Source organism: Paenibacillus sp. WLX2291 (assembly GCF_046603665.1).
In the GTDB taxonomy this organism is placed as follows: domain Bacteria; phylum Bacillota; class Bacilli; order Paenibacillales; family Paenibacillaceae; genus Saccharibacillus.
On record NZ_CP176755.1, the window covers coordinates 492,119 to 508,363 of the forward strand.

Below are 16,245 nucleotides of genomic sequence, written 5' to 3' on the forward strand. Positions count from 1 at the left end.
TGGGAGTGTAGGGATGGAAATGGTAGGGGAGTTGAATTTGCAGGATATTGGGGCTGGAAATTGGACGATCCCCGGTGGGACAACGTGGTGGTTGTCCTGCCGGGGATCTGGTGTTGCGTCTTATGTTTGATTTGCTTGTAATGCCATAAGCCGTTATGCAGCTTACGAGCCATATGTGAATTGCTTCATGCTCAACAATGTGTAATTGATGTAGCCGGATTTTGCGGGGGCATGTTGGGATGCCTGAGGTGCAAAATGTACTGCTTTCGTTACAGAGTCAGATTGCGTAGGTCTGCTCTCCAGTGTCATATGGCTGCTTAACTGCAGCTATCGTTAACCCGTAACCCCGTGTGCGGTGAATGTGAAATGTGTGGACGGGGACGGTTTTGGTTCGCTTGCTTTGTGTATACAAATGGAACGTACATGGAATCGTCACTGTCTGTATACGATGAATCCAAAACAACAAAAGCCCTACCTCTCTTTTGTCCTTGCGGCTCCGATGACCGCGCCAGTGTGAATCAGATACTCAAATTTCAATGGATGTTCAGAAAAGAAAGGAAATTTGAAATGATTCCGGCAGCACCCGGAAAATTGCGAAGGATAAAACCGAGGGTTAAAAACAACACTACATAGTATACATGAGAAGGAAAGGAAAGTAAATATCAAGAATGTGAATAGAGAAGGCTATTAGAAAAGAGGACACACCTATTTTTGGATTGATTAAAACTCTTCCTCTCTTATTGCTTGCATCTTCATAAATAGGTATATTTGTTTAATATAGGAGATACATAATTATATAAAATTAGGATTTGGGTAACTAGAATAGCGATATAAAAATTATTTTAGCACCACATGTTTATATTAAGGAGGAATAAAAGTGGATTTTACATTTTCTATCGTCCAAAAAGTAGAAAACTTTATACAGTCTGAAAGAATGAGTATGTCCAAGTTTGCTAATGAAGCTGGCATCAATACAGGGATTATTAGTTCTATTCTTAATGGTACAAGAGTCCTTAGTTTAAAACAGCTGGATAAAATTACAGTAGCTATGAATGAGCCACCAGGAAGTTTGTACGATCAATATACAGAAGAATACTTACTGAAGATTGCACCTGATTGGCGACGAATCCGCACGTTTATCCTTCGATGTACAGAACTGAACCGATTGAAGGAAATCGGTAAAGCTATTAATTTTTTGTCTGAGCATTTACTTTATTCTCCTGCATGCTTTGAATTGGCGGAGCAACTGTATGATCGAAAGAATATCGAAGCAGCAATGATGCTATATGAGAATGTAGCCAATAATGAGAAGAAACAACATTCTGAACGATTAGCAATTTGTCAATATCGCTTGTTTATGATTAGACAAAATGAAGATCAAGAAGAAAATTATCAACTGGCAATTAAGTTTGAACCATATGTGGAACGTCTTGATGAGGCTGAACAACTGGAAGCACTAAAAGACCTGAGTAAAGCATATCAGGCTATGCGTCGCTGGGATAAAGTAGAGCAAGTTGTAAGGGTGCTTAAAACGAAGGCACTTACTCATTACTATTCTGAATATAAGGATACAACGATTCGTTGGAAGTTACCTCTGTTTGTATATGTGTTGCACTCCTATTTGTTACTTTGCGGTGTTTATGAAGAAAGGCAGGATTATACTCAAGCTTTAACATATAGTGAAAAATCGCGTGATACGAGCTGGATTCATGAGAGTGATAGCGTATCTGAAGAATGGAAAAGGAAATTTGAACGATGGGCTGAGGTCAATAGCTATGTAGCTCAAATATTTTCTGGAGATTTTAGCGTGATGAATGATTATAAAAGTTACGCCTTGCAAAATAAAAATGAAGTATCTTTATTTTTATTAAACATAATAGAAGCTGCCAACAAATTCTGCTGGGATATTGATTCTGTATTAAATGAGTTTGACAATTATATAAAAGGCTTGGATACACACATAGATAATATAACTGTTTATACGATACAACTAAATCAAGAACGGTATACTAGATTATTGCATGAACTTGCAAAGTATAATCTTAACAGGGGAGAAATAGAAAAAGGTACAAGACACTTACTTTTAAGTCTTGAAAAGGCATATATTCTTAACTATAAAAACTATATAATTAAGAATATGGGATTATTTGAAAAAGTTAGAGTGAAAGTTAACTTTAACTTAAAAAGAACTTATCAAATTATAATCGAAGAGGTGTATGCCAATGAACTGGTTTAAATGTTGTATACTTACTAGTGGATTATTTCTATTGCTTGCTCTTCCATTAATCCATACGTCTTCTTTTTCACCATATACAAATCATGATGTGCATGGTGGAGCATAAAAGATATTTTAATTAAAAAGTACAGTAAAGTTATCTTACTCACATTTGCTACACCTTTATAGAAAGTACTATTACATTTTCTTCAAAGCTATCTTTTTTAGGAAAAGGTAAATATATTAATGCTGTTCAAGTAACTAACCAAGAAATAGTTACTTGAGCAAGCCTAACTACTGGCGTAGCAATAAAGTAATTGATGTTTTCACTTTCTTGGTTAATTATCTTTTGTGAGTTAGGATAGTGATGTTTAACTTCTTTATTTGAAATAAACAGCGAGAAATCTATATTTAATAGGTTGTCAATATTCAAAAAAATACACATACTAATCTAATAGAATATTTGAAGATATACCTTTCTTTTTATTTTGAAATTGTAAATAATTGCACTTTCTTAAATTTAATGTGTAAAAAAATATGAATACATTAGTATCATACTAATTAAGGATGGCGCCCCTTAATATTAAGTGAATATAGTTTCGAGCAAAATTTTTATCTATTAGCATTGGAGGGAATAAAGTAATGAGAAAAAAGTTGGTTGCTAGTATGTTATCTGCTTCTATAATTACTGGTGCTATGGTAGCACCTACAGCTAGTTTTGCATCCTCTCTACTTCAGGATGGTAAAGAGGTTTCTGTTTCTCCAGTATCGCCAATTCAATCGCCTATTCCTAAAAACGATTCTGGAAATTCAGAGCAAAACATTATTTCCAACGTTATTAAAAAGGCAATAACTAATGCTATAAGACATGGCGGTCCTTTTTTAAACAAACTACTTAGTAAAGTTTCTCCAAGTGCTGGGAAATACGTAGAAAAGTATGCAAATAAGTTAGCGGATTTTTTGGATACATTAACTGATTGGCAAGAAGTTACTGTAGCTAATTACTTAGTAAGTCTTGGAGTACCACCTGCTGAGGCAGCCAATATCGCTTATTATGTTGTTTTCTTAGCAGGATTTTAAAATATAAACTAAGAGATGGTATACTCTAATTCGTTAGAGTATACCATTTTACTAACTTGAAGGAGTTAACATGCCCCTATTACAATTAGCAATCATTATGTATTTATGTATTTGTATGATTTTGTTTCCTGTTTTACGTTATCTTCAAAAAAGAGAGCAAGAGCAAATTAATTTTGGAATGAGACTTGTTATAACAGCCGCAATTTCTTTGCTTGTTTTTATTCCGTGTTTTGGCATTGTGCTCGCTATGTTGGGATTATTTGAGTTCGCTTCTTTTGTTCAATTTATTCAATTCTCACATTTGTCTAATGCTATTATATATGTGTTGGCTATAGTGATTTGCATTTACTTTGTTGAAACACTAGGTTTCCCAATATTGTGGGGGTGGCTAAGTCATTATGTATTGAAGCATTCATTTCAATGGTTCAAGCCTCTGCTTGTGGTTATTGTAAATACATGTGCCATTTATGTAGTATCTGAGTTTATTCCTGGTGTACTCATATCTGGATGGCTTGGAGCACTAGGCGTGGCATTGCTTTTTCAAATTGTTGAGCAAGTATGGAATTACTTTAGGACAAGCAAATCATATAAACAAAAGGAATAAAATATGCTATATATCGTTTATATTAAAATGGAACCCCACTTTATCAGTTATGGATTTTTATGAATCCATTATTAGATAAAGTGGGGTTCCATTTATGCTTTGCATGTATAAAACGATGACGTTAGGATTAATATACTTTAGTCAGTGTGATCATGCCGTTGCTGTAGGACATGTTCCAGTCGAACTCGTCAGCGAACCAGCGTACTGGTACCAGTGTGTGACCGTTACGGGAGATGATCGGTTGGTTCAAGCCTTTGCGCATGTTGTCTACTTTGTAGACTTTGGCGTTTGTGCCTTTGGTCCAGAACTCGTAGCGAGCCAGACCTGTATCCAGCCATGTTGTATCTGTCATTGCATCGTAAGATACTTTCATGTTGGCGTTAGCTGCCAGGTAGCGCAATGGCACGTATGTAGTGCCCATGTATTCTACTGGCATAATAGCCATGCTTTTAGACATGCCGTTCACCATGTACATTTTGCTGCCCATTGTGAATTGGATCGCTCTTGTTTGCAGTTCCGGATTGTAGTCAGCTGTTGTGCCTTCGGCAGCAAATGCGCCAGCCGCTGGCAACATCAAGGAAAGTCCCAGTACAGGTGCAAGCAATTTTCTCATTTTCATCGTGAATTACCCCTTTGCAAATTATGTGTATTTGATTTCTTCGGCTGTGCAGAATAGCGGTATGTGCAGACATCGCCCACAGTATAGCGCTTACATCAGCTAAGAATGATACAGCTGATTTTCGATTTTTCCCCTTCATGATGCTGCGCGCTGCAACATCGGGACGATATAGTTTGTCGATACGATGCTGTCTAAGTATTGTATAAACCTATTCCTAAGTAGTTAATCAGATAGTACCAAAAAAGTTACAACTTTGTTTTTGAATATGAATATATGGTTATGGGTCCATCGAACGGAAAGCAAGTGAGCAATGCAGTGAATATGCTATCTAGTCTGTGACTATATCCAGCTATTTGGCTCATATACAGCATAATGAACATATCTACCTATTTCATTCCAAAAGAATGACAGACAACAAAAGAACAGCAGACAGCTCCCAGTAGGGAAGGCTGTCTGCTGCTTGGCGTCCAAGTATCGTTTACGGTGAGTTCCTGCTCTTCATTCGGTACATCGATATGAGTAGCCGATATCAGTATTCGGTATTAATACGTTTTGCTCAGAGAGATGACACCGTTGTTATAGCCCAGTTTCCAGTCAAATGTATCCGCGATCCAGCGTACCGGAACGAGAGTGCGTCCATCTCTGGAAATGACCATTGCATCAGCTTTCATCTGCATATTGTTGAGTTTGTAAATTTTAGAGTTCGCCCAGAATTCGATCACATCTTGACCGGTATTGAGGGTTGTTGTTTTGGTTTTGTTGTTGTACGACATAGTGGCACCAATATTGGCAGCCAGATAACGAACCGGAATATACGTACTGCCTTTGTATACGATCGGTTTGGTTGTCATCGTTGCCGATTTGCCATTCACCATATACGTTTTGCTGTTCAGTGTAAACTGGATCACTTTTGTTTTCAGTTCTGGACTGGCATCAGCTGTCGTGTTGCCTGATCCAGTACTGCCTGAAGAGGAGTTGTCCATACCCGGCATGTTACTGTGATCTACCGGTGCAGTAGTGCTACCCGGCGTTGTGGAGCCGCCGCTAGCTGTACCGCCGAACTTGGTCGGGAACTGATTCACGATCGCTTCGCTCAGAATATCGCCAAACATAAACATGTGGGCGTAAGCTTTGCGTTCTTGATCGTATGCGCCAGTGTAATTTTTGGCTACATAATCGTCAAATGCCATCAGCAGCATATTGATGTGTTCTTCGAGACCAGCTTCCAGCGCTGCTTGTTGCAGATTCGGATTGGCATCAGCGAAGAATTTGGCTTGTTCCACTTTGTATTCTGCCAATTCGTCTTTCGCTTTTTGCTTGGCTGTGCTGTCATTGGCAGCCGTCGCTTTGACATAATCGACAAAATAGCCGATGTGGGAACCCCAGATTGTTTTGAATGATTGACCAGCAGCATCGCCGTATACGGAAGCGACCGCAGCAGACAGTTCATCTGTGTTTTTGTTCAATTGGGCAGCAGCCTGATCAAAGTCTGGTGCACCGTCGATGCCTTTTTGCATTGCCCATACAGCCAGTGTCGCGTGTTCACCCAGCACAATGCCTAAACCGGAACGCAGATCGGATGCTTGCGTAGTAGAAGCATCACTTGTAAATTTGTCTGGGAATTGTTTCTCGATGGCGCCGCTCAAAATATCACCAAACATAAACATATGTTTGTACGCTTGATCAGCTGTTGTGTAGACGGACGTGTAATCTTTGGCTACATAGTCGTCAAACGCTTTCAGCAGCATATTGATATGCTCTTCCAGACCAGCTTCGAGCGCAGCCTGTTGCAGATTCGGGTTCGCATCAGCGAAGAATTTGGCTTGTTGTACTTTGTACGCAGCCAGATTGTCTTTCGCTTTTTGTTTGGCTGCACTATCATTAGCAGCTGTTGCTTTGACATAATCGACAAAGAAACCGATATGCGAAGCCCAGATCGGTTTGAACGCTTGACCCGCAGCATCGCCGTAAACGGAAGCGATCGCAGCTGTCAGATCATCCGTATTTGCATTCAGTGCAGCGGCAGCCTGATCAAAGTCAGCTTTGCCATCGATGCCTTTTTGCATAGCGATGATTGCCAGCAGGGCATGCTCACCGAGAATTTGTCCGAGCGCAGCACGGAGGTCGGAGCCAGCACCTTTGGTTGTTGCGGCTGCACCAGCTGTGGCAGGTACGAGCAGTACGACAGCCATGAGCACGATACAGACTTTAGAGAGAACCGATTTGAACATCTTCCCACACTCCTTTGGTGTAATGGATAGACACGATATAATGATGTCTATCAAAATGAAAATAAGAAACCGACGACGACTTACCCTCAATCCTCACAGATGTTACCTGATGAGAGGGGTACAATAATGGCAGCAGACAAATATGTATATCATGGTGTGATGCAAAAAGGTCCGCAATGTGTTATTAAACGGGTAATACCTATTTAATGCAAAATATTGGATATAAGATTAAGGAAGTGAATTTTATAAATATGAAAATATTGGTTGATTCGACAAAGTGACATCCTCTGTTCGACATCGTTCTACATAAGCGGATGTTATAGTATGTTGTTAGCATCACTAGGGAAAATGTTTTTTCTGACGGATGTCGGATCTTGCTTTTACGCTTGAAATACAACAATATGGAAATCAGTGCCCACCCTTTAGATAACCGGATGCAAAAATAATATTGCGTAAAAGTCATCCATCGCAAATTATTGTGCGAACGTTATAATAGAGGGGAATGGGAAAGGAGCCCTTGGATGAGTGAATTGTTGGACGACAAAGAACTGATGCGTCGGATTGCCCGCAAGGACACCGAAGCTCTGGAAGAAGTATATGATCGCTATGAACGCGCAGTATATGCTTTCGCTTACCGCATTGTGCACGATACGATGGCAGCGGAAGAGGTAGTACAGGAATTATTTTTGAGAGTATGGAATCATGCGGAACGCTATGATCGGGGCCAGGGGAAGCTCTCGACATGGATGTTTACCATTGCACGTAATATAGCCGTAGACATGCTGCGGCGCAAATCATCACGCGCAGCGGCCGATGCCGTAGGCGACGAGGTGTTGCAGGTTCTTCCAGATACCGGGACTGATGTGGAACAGGAGGTCACGATGAACTGGGAGCGAGAGCGCATCCGTGAAGCCATGATGGAACTCCGTGAAGAACAGCAACAAGTGATTGAGTCGATCTATTTTCAAGGATTGACGCAACATGAAGTATCCGAGAAATTCAGCATTCCGCTTGGAACCGTCAAAAGCAGGGTGAGACTTGCGATACGGCAACTTCACGGTAAGCTTGCTGAAGCGGTAAAGGGGGGAAACGCATATGAGTAACGAGCACAACAATAACGAGTGGATGGATATGGTCGAGATGTATGTACTCGGGGGTCTGGATCGGGAAGAACAGGAGCGATTTGAGGCATATATGAGACAATCTGAACAATGCCGCCTTGCCGTGGAAGAGTTGCGGGAAGTGGTCGGCTTTCTGCCGCTGGTCACCGAGTCTATCGTACCACCAAAAGGAATGAAAAACCGTGTACTGGATCGAGTGTTTGCCGAAACCAAGTCAGGCAGTGAACATGAAGCTTCTGCCTTCGGATTGCCGTTTGAATCGGTAGCACCAACGACAATTACACTACCAACCGGGGAATTGGATACACCACAACAGCCAGCATCTAATGTCACTCCGCTGCCTCAGCGTCGTAATGAACCAGCAACGGAAGTGACGGAGAAACGTACCAGTCGAGGTGCGATCTGGCGTATAACAACAGCTGTAGCTGTAGCCGCAGCGATTCTGATCGGCGTTTATGCGGGGAATCTGCGCGGTCAGCTAGACAATATGCAACAGCAATTGGCGATGAACAGCAGCCAGATTGGCAGCCTGCAGCAGCAGATCGTAGCTGCCTCCATGCCAAGTCAGGGGTTGCGCGTGAATGAAGCGGTCAAGCTCAGTCCGGCTGCCAAAGATATTGTGGCACAAGGATTAGCGACGATTGTGATTGATGATAAAGGCACGCATCTGCTGGTACAGGCTGACAACTTGCCTAAATTGGAAGGCACTCAGGCGTTTCAAGTATGGCTCATTAAGGGGAATATCAAACAGAGTGCCGGTACCTTCTTAACAAGAGGCGGTAACGGAGCGATGTATTACACGTTCAAACCGGAAGACTATGATACGATTGCGATTACGCTGGAGCCAGATGGAACAGGCGATCAGCCGCGCGGACCGGTCATTCTGGCCGCGAATATCGCGGATCAGGGGTAACACCGGTCTGGGCATATAGCTATACAATTTCACGACGATTATGGCAGCACAGTGAGGGAGTGTTATGCTGACTTTGCTGCCGGAACGATCGTATGCAGGTTCATGAGAAAAAGCAGTGCTTCGATTGACAGGAAGCACTGCTTTTTTTGTTGAGATTACGATGCTGACGGATTGCTGTCGCCAGTAAACAGACGGCGGATATCCTCACGTTTGGCTTTGGGACCGAGCAGATAAATTTTATCACCAGGTAGCAGCATCGTATCGCCGCGCGGAGTAATGATATCTTCATTGCGCAGCACGGCGGTGATTAACACACTGGCTGGAAGATCGATCTCTTGCAATTGGCGGTTGATCAGCTTGCTCTGGGGCGTTAACGTCATATGGCTGATCTCCGAGTGTGTTCGTCCGGTGGCGACCAGCTCCATAATGGATGGCTGCTGATCAATCGTTTTATCGACCAGACCTAGCTTTTGCGCTAATGGTGAGATGGTAGTGCCTTGAATCAGTGCTGAAGTTAGGACGATGAAGAAGACGACATTGAAAAAGAGCTGTCCGTGCTCCACGCCCGCCAGCAGTGGATAGGTGGCGAGTACGATAGGCACCGCACCCCGTAGCCCCGCCCAGGAGAGCAGTGTCTTTTCACGGAGATTGAATTGGCTGAATAGTAGGCTGACGAACACACCGAGCGGACGTGCCACGATAATGAGCAGCAGGGACAGTGCCAGACCTTGCCAGATAATCGACGGTAATTGTTCAGGAAAGACGAGTAGACCGAGTAGAACGAACATTAGAATCTGCATAATCCAGCCGAAGCCCTGATTGAATTGCAAAATCGTTCGTCGATAGGTTAGATCAGAATTGCCCATCACTAGCGCCATGACGTATACGCCGAGAAAGCCGCTTGCATGCGTAAGCGAGCTAACGCCATACGTGAACAGGGCGCTGGAGATAGCCAGCACCGGATATAGGCTGGATGTTTCGAAGTTGATTTTGTTGATCAGGAACACGGATAGTCTGCCGCAGATCAAACCGAGTACAAGCCCAAAGCCCATTTCCCAGACAAAGGAGAAAATCTCGCTCCAGATGCTGGTATCCGGATTATTCAGCAATTCGATAAACATAATGGTCAGGAAAACCGCCATCGGATCGTTACTGCCAGATTCCGCTTCCAGAGTGGAGGTGAGCCGAGTACGGACATTTTTGCCGCTTAATACCGAGAAGACAGCGGCGGCATCGGTTGAGCCAACGATCGAGCCGAACAGCAATCCTTCCATCAGACTGACGCCCAGAATGAGATGCGCACAATACCCGATCACAAACGCGGTCAGCAGCACGCCAACGGTTGCGAGTGATAGAGAAGGGCGGATAATTGGGCGAATCTGACGGAAGTCTGTCTGCATCCCGCCTTCAAACAAAATGATCACCAACGCCAATACACCAAACCACTGCGTAATAAACGCATTGTCATAATAAATGAATTTGCCGAGAACCATACCGGCGACGATAAAGAAGACGAGTGCGGGCATGCCGAACCGCGAGGAGAATTTGGCGGATAATACGCCGAGCAGTAGCAGGGTTCCCAGCAGTAAAATCAGATTGCTTGTCATTTCTGTTGCTTCCATGCGAACCCCTCCATCAGATTGAAATGTAGAAAAAGCATCAACTTTTGCGCTGAAATGCCGACATATACATAGTGAGACTATAAAATGGAAATGGAACTTCGGAATTCCAATATCATCTGTTTTTACTAGAATGATTCAGCCTGAACGGTACGGGAAAAGAGGAACCTCAGTGAACGAATATCAACAATTTTTACGGAAAATGGTGCTGAATTACATTCTTGGTTCCGTGCTTGCCGTTGCTGTTGTCGGCGGTCTGCTCGTACTTACAACTATAAATGCTTCGCTGCTGCAAAATTTGAGAATGCTCGGCATCATGCTGACTTCGTTTATTTTTATGGTGACGGTGGAAGGTTTGACCTTCAATCACCATATTCGTCCGATTCGTCAAGCATTTCAAACGGAACAGCCTACGGTAGAACAATTGGAAAAAGCGTATACTCAGTTGCATCGCTTCCCCAAGTTGGCTGTCTCTCGGATTATGATTCCTCACTTTATGGGGTTGACCATTCCGGCAGTGGTACTAGTAAGTATCGGTATCTACACCGGCTGGGTAACGCTGCCATGGTACTATATTGGAATCGGTACCGCTGGTGCACTCATGGTGGCAAGTATGCACGCATTTATTGAATTTTTCCTGACATCTACTACCATTCGTCCGTTATTGCTGGCGATTAAGGGACGTCTGAGAAGTCTATATGATCGCAATACATTAGGCTTGGAAAAGGTATATCTAACGGTTCGCCAAAAGTATCAACTCAGCATTTTCCTAATGGGCGTCTTTCCGGTAACTCTGTTCAGTTTGGCGGCGCAAATTCGGTTGCAGGAAATGACTGGTATTAACGCGACTGCATATTGGCAGTGGGCAGGCATGGTCATACTCGTCAGCATCGTGTTCAGTCTGTGTGGCGCACTGCTGCTGGCGCGTGATGTGGAACATCCGATCAACAATCTATACAGTGCAATGTCCCGTGTAGAAGCGGGCGACTTTAACGTATATGCACAGGATTATTACTCCGATGATTTCTCACGTCTGATTCTCGGCTTTAACAGTATGGTCAAAGGACTCAGCACACGCGATCAACGTAATCAGCAGCTATTGGATAGTTATTTTGCCACATTGGCAGCGGCGCTGGATGCGCGTGATCCTTATACAGCGGGTCATTCGCAACGGGTTGCCGATTATGCTGTCAGTATCGCCATTCGTGCCGGATTGTGCGAGTACGATATTGATCAATTACGCAAAACGGCGCTGCTGCATGATATCGGCAAAATCGGTGTAAAGGATTCCGTCCTGCTCAAAGACGGAAAGCTCACGGATGAAGAATTCGATCAGATCAAAAAGCATCCAGAAATGGGTGAAAGCATCCTGCGTCAGGTGGAACCTGCCGATGCGATGCGTCCGTATCTACCCGGCGTTCGTTCCCATCATGAGCGCTTTGACGGCAAAGGCTATCCAGACGGATTGAAAGGTGCAAGCATCCCGCTGTTCGGCCGCATTATCGCGGTGGCGGATGCATTTGACGCGATGACGTCTGACCGTCCATACCGCAAAGGCATGCCCAAGGAAAAGGCAATTTCCATTTTGGAAGAGGGGCGCGGCACCCAGTGGGACCCACAACTTGCTACGATATTCATTGATGAATATCGCCGTAATCAACAGCAAGAAGAATTGGCATTACCACATAAAGAGTCGGTCTGAACACCAGTGAATATTGGCATGTTAGGCGAATATGGTATGTGATGTGTATACATCTAACAGAAGACAGCAAAAAGGCCTGATGATTCACAATCACAGGCCCGCAGCCTGCGCGATGAGGAATATCCCATCGTGCAGGCTGTTTTTCATATAAAGGACCTGCGGGTCGTGCGCAGGTGAAGCAGCATGGCTTTGCTCATTTGGATTACGGAATCATTTTGGTCTTTTTGGCTTTTTGTGCCATCTTCTCGGTTAGTGGTCCGAGTGGTTTTTTGAATAATAGTGCGAATAAGATGAACAGTAGCATAAAGCCGATCAAATACAGGATATCTTTGTACACGGTCGTCATTAGCATACCGCCAACCGTCTCACGCAGCAGCTCCACCGCATACGTAAATGGAAACCACGGGTGAATCGCCTGGAAAAAGGTGCCGGTCATGCTAACAGGGAACGTACCGCCGGAGCTGGAAAATTGCAGCACTAACAGGATAATTGCCAGCCCTTTTCCGATATTGCCAAATACGGACACTAGCGTATACACCATCGTCACGAACACCATACTGATCAGCATGCTCATTGTGACGAACCAGATCGGATCAGCAACATACGCACCGAGGATAAAAATATCTCCCATCGCGATAACGAATGCCTGCACCAGACCGATGGTCATAAACGTCGCTAAGCGTCCAAAGTACACTTGGTAAGGACGGAAGCGACGCTCTGGATCATCCACCTCTGCTTTGAACATGGAGATGAGCAGCATGCCGCCTACCCAGATCGACAAGGTAGTATAAAATGGCGACATAGACGAGCCATAGTTCGGAATCGGATACGTGCGTACTTGCTTCAGCTCGACCGGGCTTGCTAGGAAATCGCTCTCCTGTTGAATATCCCCTTTGAGCCATTTAATAATCTGGGACAGCTCGCTATCGCTGTTTTTGAGTACACGTACTTTGTCAGCGGCGCTGCGAACGGATTTCTCCAGACCGGGCAGATCGTTACGCACAAAGTCACCGACCTTGTGCACCGCATCTTCAGCTTCCGGTAACTTATTCTGGATCAGATCGCTGATCTTGGTCAGCTCTTGCTCCGCCTTCGGCAGATCGTTACGAACAAAATCCGCTGCCTCATGAATCTTGTTCTCAATCTTCGGCAGATCATTGTTGACGAACGTTGCTGCTGTATTGACCAGCTCCGTAAATTGATCCATGCGGCTCTGAATCAATTCGTTGGCATCATGCAGCTTCTGACGGATCGTCGGCAAATCGTTCTTGATGCGTGCCAGCTCTTGCTGTCCGAATTGCACACCGCTCTGAGCATCGCTCAATACAGCCGCGATATCCGGTAGCGTATTGTTGGCGGTGTTCAGTACATCGGAAGCATCCTTGGCGACCGTTTGCAGCTTGTCCAGACCTTCGTTAATATTCGGTACAATAGTGGAATCATAAACGGACAACAGATCGCCCAGCGCATCGCTCACATTGGTAGACAATGTGCGCAGATTGTTCAGAATATCTTTGGCAGGCTGCTGACCGTTCTGAATTGCCTGACTGATGCTCTGCACGAGCGTAATCTGGCGTTCCATCAGATCATGAATATTGTTCAAGCGACTAATATTGTCAGTTAGCGGTTGATTCGGCAACACATTGTTCAGACGAGTGAGCAGATCGGTAATCCGCTCGACAATCGCCGCCCCGCGTGTCAGCCTTGTTTCCAAAAAGGACAGTGAATCGATTGCTGTCTGTGGATCAATATCTGCATTGTCGATCGCATCGACCAGCTGTGTCGTCGCATCGGCGGTCTGTTGCAGCAACACCAGATTCTGACGAATGACCGGTGCGATCGCATCGAATGCACCATCGTTATCATTCAGAAATGTATTGACCTTGTTGGCAAAATCGGAGCCAATGCCTGTAATCTCTTGCACCTTAGGCAATGTTTCCTGTGCGGTAGAGATAATACTTGCCAGCTTGTCGGCATCTTCAATCGCCTGATCCAGTGCATCTTCCACCTTGTAGAAGTTCTGATCCAGTTCGTTCACTTTGTCAGCGGCTTTGCGGATTTCGGGTAGACGCTTTTGCAGTTCCAGAATGGCATTGCCCGCTTCCTTGATCTTCGGCAGATTGTCCTCGACCTTGAGGATCATCTGTCCGGCTTCTTCAATCTCAGGAATGCGTTTTTGCAGCTCAACGATCTTTTGCGCCTGGGCATCGATCTCCGGCAATTTCTTTTCCAGTTCCAGCGCCTGATCAGCGAACTGGTTAATCTCCGGCAGACGCGCTTCGAGCGTTAGAATTTTATTCTCAATATTGCGAATAGTCGGCAGTTCTTCTTCCAGCTTGATGCCTGCTTCCTGCATCTTGGTCAGCACAGCTTCGCTGGCAGTCTGGATAAATTCCTCGCTGATCTCCTGCGTCAATGTGGTCGCGCCTTTGTCGGTGATTTTGGGTGCGATGGCGCTAATCTTCTCATTGACGGTGTAAACGATCTGCGGTTTGACCGGATCGTCAGTCAGAATGCTACCGATCTTCTCGGAAAAGTCAGACGGAATTAGGATGGTGGCGTAATAATCGCCATTATCCAGCCCTTTTTGTGCTTGCGCTTGATCGACAAATGTCCAGCCAAGCTTGTTGTTCTTTTTCAGGTTGGCAACGACCTGATCGCCGACATTGACCTGTTTGTCTTGGATTTTGGTGCCTTTGTCCTGATTGGTCACTGCGATGATGATGCCGGACGTATTGCTGTACGGGTCCCACATCGCCTTGATATTAAACCAAGCGTAGACGGACGGCAGCAGCATAATCGCAATGACCAGCAGAATGCCAGTCGAGACACTGAACAGGTTTTTCCAGTCAGTTTTATAAATGGTCCAGATATTTTTCATGTTATAGCATTACCACCCGGTCTTAATATTTGTGGTGTCAATCGTAGGAAGTGTACGGCTGAACAGCAGTAGTTATTACCCTGAAATGACATGCTTGCTTCCTAAAAGGAAATCTGCCATTGCATTTTGCCTGCGGATTCATGAATGTGTTGGTTTGCGGAAAGCAAAGAGAGCGATGGATAGCACAATCAGCATGATGATAATCACGATCCAGATGCTAAGCAGGGCATGTCGTTGTTCGATAATAGTAGCAATCACCGCACCGCCACCGTAGATCACAATTGCCGCACTGCGCAGCAGTGTCTCGGCAAGCGGCCAGCCTTCACGCGCTGCCGAACCGTCGCGTCGTGCCAGTTGGCGCAAACGAGCGGTCACATCTTCAACAACACTCGCCATATTGTTCGTCAAAACGGTAGTGGAGATACCTGCTACCCCGAGTCGACGCGCCATCGTCGTTTGCGTGCCCATCGTGAAGCTGAGCAGCGCGATCAGACCGTACTCAACTGCCGGAATGAGCAGCGACTGCGCCATCACTGAGAAAATGAGGAAAAAGACGAGCTGAATCATCACCAGTATCGTCAGTCGCGGCGACCATAATCCGGCAGGCTTGCTGCTGCCGAGCATCAGTCTGGCGACGGCATTCCCTACGATGAATCCAGCAAACGCCACGCCGGAGCGTAAAAAGGATACAGTGTGCAGATTGCCAATCGCCATGCCCATGACGATAATATTGCCAGTCATATTGGCGGTGAACACTCTGCCCAGATTCAGATAGCCGATCACATCGACAATCCCCGAGACTAGGCAGAGTAATAAAATAATCAGATTGCGGTATACATTAAGCCTCAAGTTCCATTCTCCTTACTTGCAAATGAACTGCAACAGTATCGTTTGCTTTATACATTTCTATCCTTTTGCAGAGATTGTTATATATCTATGTTACCATAACCCGTCCAGTAAAGCGGGACGACAGATCGAAGGCATAGTCTTGTAATATTTACCAAAAGGCAAATATTTTATAAAAACACTTGCATCTTCGGAAGAAGTGCGATAGTATTACATTGCATCTGACAACGACATAGAAGGCACATAACATAAAGGACGGCTGTAGAATCCTCTCGGGGAGCTACAGCCGTCTGTTTTTATATTTAGTGTATATGTAAGTATTTGACCGATCATTATAGAGTAAGTATTCATTCCTTTTGGATGCACATACAGCAAAGAACTCTCCGTTCGACATCGACTAGAGAGTTCTTTTAC

11 protein-coding genes are annotated in these 16,245 nt (G+C 44.6%); 6 read left to right on the forward strand and 5 right to left on the reverse strand.

What is annotated here, in order from left to right; translation table 11 throughout:
- Nucleotides 1-877: 877 nt before the first annotated feature.
- The 3 genes from ACDE64_RS02040 (at nucleotide 878) to ACDE64_RS02050 (ending at nucleotide 3,899) form a co-directional block, all read left to right on the forward strand.
- Entirely contained in the window at nucleotides 878-2,236 is a 1,359-nt protein-coding gene (locus ACDE64_RS02040) for a transcriptional regulator (protein WP_411348845.1), read from the forward strand.
- A 621-nt stretch (nucleotides 2,237-2,857) separates the two neighbouring features.
- A complete protein-coding gene (locus ACDE64_RS02045) occupies nucleotides 2,858-3,295 on the forward strand; it encodes a hypothetical protein (RefSeq protein ID WP_411348846.1) in 438 nt (145 codons plus the stop codon).
- A gap of 70 nt (nucleotides 3,296-3,365) precedes the next feature.
- Nucleotides 3,366-3,899, forward strand: coding sequence for a hypothetical protein (locus tag ACDE64_RS02050; RefSeq protein WP_411348847.1), 534 nt, complete (start codon nucleotides 3,366-3,368; stop codon nucleotides 3,897-3,899).
- A 127-nt stretch (nucleotides 3,900-4,026) separates the two neighbouring features.
- Here the strand turns inward: ACDE64_RS02050 and ACDE64_RS02055 are convergent, their stop codons facing one another.
- Complete coding sequence (locus tag ACDE64_RS02055) at nucleotides 4,027-4,518, reverse strand: stalk domain-containing protein (RefSeq protein WP_411348848.1); 492 nt, start codon at nucleotides 4,516-4,518, stop codon at nucleotides 4,027-4,029.
- Nucleotides 4,519-5,060: 542 nt separating this feature from the next.
- Nucleotides 5,061-6,749, reverse strand: a complete 1,689-nt coding sequence (locus ACDE64_RS02060) for a stalk domain-containing protein (RefSeq protein WP_411348849.1) — start codon at nucleotides 6,747-6,749, stop codon at nucleotides 5,061-5,063.
- A 521-nt stretch (nucleotides 6,750-7,270) separates the two neighbouring features.
- On the opposite strand from ACDE64_RS02060, the gene ACDE64_RS02065 reads away from it, so the two are divergent.
- Nucleotides 7,271-7,852 (forward strand): RNA polymerase sigma factor, encoded by a 582-nt coding sequence (locus tag ACDE64_RS02065; protein WP_411344908.1) that lies wholly within the window; start codon nucleotides 7,271-7,273, stop codon nucleotides 7,850-7,852.
- Complete coding sequence (locus tag ACDE64_RS02070) at nucleotides 7,845-8,783, forward strand: anti-sigma factor domain-containing protein (RefSeq protein WP_411348850.1); 939 nt, start codon at nucleotides 7,845-7,847, stop codon at nucleotides 8,781-8,783. The genes ACDE64_RS02065 and ACDE64_RS02070 overlap by 8 nt, the downstream gene beginning before the upstream one ends.
- 155 nt (nucleotides 8,784-8,938) lie before the next feature.
- Here ACDE64_RS02070 and ACDE64_RS02075 read toward each other — a convergent pair whose 3' ends face one another.
- Nucleotides 8,939-10,405 carry a potassium/proton antiporter gene (locus ACDE64_RS02075; protein ID WP_411348851.1) on the reverse strand — a complete coding sequence of 489 codons (1,467 nt, stop codon included), beginning with the start codon at nucleotides 10,403-10,405 and terminating at the stop codon, nucleotides 8,939-8,941.
- 169 nt (nucleotides 10,406-10,574) lie between these two features.
- Here ACDE64_RS02075 and ACDE64_RS02080 point away from each other — a divergent pair, with 169 nt between their 5' ends.
- The gene (locus tag ACDE64_RS02080) at nucleotides 10,575-12,104 is read left to right on the forward strand and encodes an HD-GYP domain-containing protein (protein ID WP_411348852.1); all 1,530 of its coding nucleotides are present in this window, start codon (nucleotides 10,575-10,577) and stop codon (nucleotides 12,102-12,104) included.
- 202 nt (nucleotides 12,105-12,306) lie between these two features.
- Here ACDE64_RS02080 and ACDE64_RS02085 read toward each other — a convergent pair whose 3' ends face one another.
- Both ACDE64_RS02085 and ACDE64_RS02090 read right to left on the reverse strand, forming a co-directional pair.
- Nucleotides 12,307-14,985, reverse strand: a complete 2,679-nt coding sequence (locus ACDE64_RS02085; protein WP_411348853.1) for a YhgE/Pip family protein — start codon at nucleotides 14,983-14,985, stop codon at nucleotides 12,307-12,309.
- Nucleotides 14,986-15,123: 138 nt separating this feature from the next.
- Nucleotides 15,124-15,834, reverse strand: coding sequence for a YoaK family protein (locus ACDE64_RS02090; protein ID WP_411344913.1), 711 nt, complete (start codon nucleotides 15,832-15,834; stop codon nucleotides 15,124-15,126).
- Nucleotides 15,835-16,245 lie beyond the last annotated feature (411 nt).